General features: G+C 45.8%; 1 protein-coding gene and 1 pseudogene. Both read right to left on the reverse strand.

What is annotated here, in order from left to right:
• Nucleotides 1–1038, reverse strand: a pseudogene (locus EAO33_RS08795) (DUF3519 domain-containing protein); the annotation flags it as partial.
• 160 nt (nt 1039–1198) lie between these two features.
• Nucleotides 1199–2522, reverse strand: a 1324-nt coding sequence (locus EAO33_RS08800) for a tetratricopeptide repeat protein (protein ID WP_162982283.1), incomplete at its 5' end; no start/stop codon positions are given.

A 2522-nucleotide genomic window follows, 5' to 3' on the forward strand; every position in this document is an offset into this window, starting at 1 on the left:
GACTTGGCGATTCTGTGGGCTAAGAGAGCGCGTAAGTTGGCTAAAATTATCTAAATTATCTCCCTGCCCTTTGGCAAACTTCATCAAGCTATCTAGCGCCTCTTGTTCGCTTTTGTGCGCGTCTCTTAACCCTAGCTTTTTAACTAGCTTGCTGGTGGCTTTCATTTGGGCGTAATCTTTGAGCGCGGTAGAAAAGAGTTGCTGGTATTTATTAGCCACTTGGGGGGGCAATTGGGCAAAGAGATCATCCACCCCGCTTTTAATATCTTTTCTAATAAAGCCCTCTAATGCCCTTTGGATATGATCCCTAAAATTGGGGTCTTTGGCTTCTTTGTAATAGCTATTGAGTAGATTCAAACTTTTATGTAATTGCTTGAAGTTTACCCCATCTGGGTTATACAATAGGTGTTCCAACCCCTTTAAAAAGGGTTTGGCGATCTCTTCTAGCCCCTGATCTTTCAAGTCCCTTTTAAGGGCGTTGAAGGGCGTGGGATCAAGTTTTACTTTATACTCATCCCCCATCACCTCGCCTATGACGCGCTCCATCGCATCGCTATAAGACTCTTTAGTCCCCCTGTCTAAGTCCTCAAACACGCCCTTAATGTCCTGCGCGTTTAAATTGAGGCGTTCTAGCTCTAATTGGAGGTTTCTTGTGGTCTGGTTTAAAATCCCCTTTAGGGTGCTTTGTGCCTGCACGCTAGAGTTAGCCGCTTCAGCCAAAAAAGCCGCTAGATGCCCGCTTTCATCGGCTCTAATAGCCCTTATAAACGCCTCTTGTCTTTGGGTGTGCTTGGGTAGGCTTAAGATGTTGGCAATGGTGTCGTAAGCCTTAAAGGCTGTAGAATCCTCCCCAAAGACTTCTTTTGCCTTGTTGCTTAGCGCGCTGGGCTGGGTGTTGAACTTAGCCCCCCCTCCAAAAGCTTCTGACAAGTCCTTTAGGGCGGCTTGTTGCTGCGGGGTGCTTGTTTGGTGGATGATTCTTTGAGCCGCATCCACATTGCCATTGATAAGCCTTTGGATTCCCCCTATCCCGGGCATATAGCCGCATTTGGCTACTGAGCATGTCTTTAAGATTGGCTTATCTGTTGAAAATCTGCTTGCTTAATGTTGTTAATTAGATAGATGCAGATTTTAGAGGTAAGAACGGAATACATGGTTAGTTAGGAATTTTCTACCCCTCCTCTACTAGCTCGCTAATCTAGCCCAAAGTCCCCGTAATCAAACGCCAACCACTCACGCCATGCTCTAAAAACTGCTTGGGATCAAAAGCACTTCCCCAGTAGCGATAAAAATGCCAATGTTTGGGACCTAAATCTCTAGTGAGTTGGCTGTAAGTGCTGTAATCCCGTTCGTATTGATTTAAGCGTTTTTGCTCCTCCTCCTCAAAGCCGTATTCTTTGGCTAAATAGGGCTGGGTGGCTAGATATTCTAAGAGATCGGGCAGGGCTTTATAATGCCGGTAAGACACTGCCATTTTTAGCCACTTGATATTTTGATCAAAGAAATCAAAGTAAAGTTGCATGATTTCTGCTTTGGATTTGCCTTCCATAAGAGAGAGCATAAGGGGGTTGAAGTCTGGGGGCGTGGAGTGATCCCATGCAAGTTGCCTAGCACAAAGCCCACTGCCTAGTTGGATACCCTTTTTATAGGCTTGGATGGATTTTTGACTCTCTTGCTCACTCTCATGCCCATCGTAGTGCTTGATAGCTTCATGGAATCTCCCCAAATAGTAACACCCTGCATGGCAATCAAGGTCTATTGCCTTTTGGAACGCCTCTATGGCTTTTTCTACCAAGTTTTCATCTTGATAGTCTGAATCCCCCTCCTCTGCCAACCAAAGCCGATTGACAAAGGCTTGCCCTATCTCTGCGTGTGCTTCTATGTCGCCCTGCTTGGCTTGGCGTTTTAATAATTCCACGGCTTTTTTATAATATTCGTAAGATTTTGCCTTAGAGCCCTCTTCTGTTTCGCCAAAATTGTTATACTGGCGGTATAGCTCGCCTAAATGGCGGTAAGCACGCCCCTCGCCTAACTCCCCTGCCTTTTCAAAAAGCTCTTTTGCCTTTTGGTGGCAATTTTTCACCTTTTTATCCGCAAACACATGGCAGTGCTCTAAAAACTCCTTATAACTCTCCACATCGGCATCGATTTCATCATCGCAATTGGCAAGCCCCTTTTCTACAGCGACCCCCTCTAACAGCTCACCACTATTGTATTCTAACACCTGTGTGTCCCCATTTTCCATGTAGAGCTTGCCTAGCTCCACCATCGCCTGCACTGAGCCTAATTCTATGGCTTTTTCAAAGCAACGCATGGCGACATTGTTATCCGGGCAGACAACAATGCCATCAACTGCCATTTTGCCTAACTCTAACCACGCTTCAGCACTCCCCAAGTCTTTAGCTTTCATGTAATCTTTAAAGGCTTGCAAAGTGTTCGCCCCGTATTTCCATAAGGGTTTGACTTGTGGGGTATTGTCATTGGGGGGTGTGTTGGTGTGTGCGGTGTTTTGGGGTTGTGGT

The organism is Helicobacter labacensis (genome assembly GCF_003660285.1).
Taxonomy (GTDB): Bacteria; Campylobacterota; Campylobacteria; order Campylobacterales; family Helicobacteraceae; genus Helicobacter; species Helicobacter labacensis.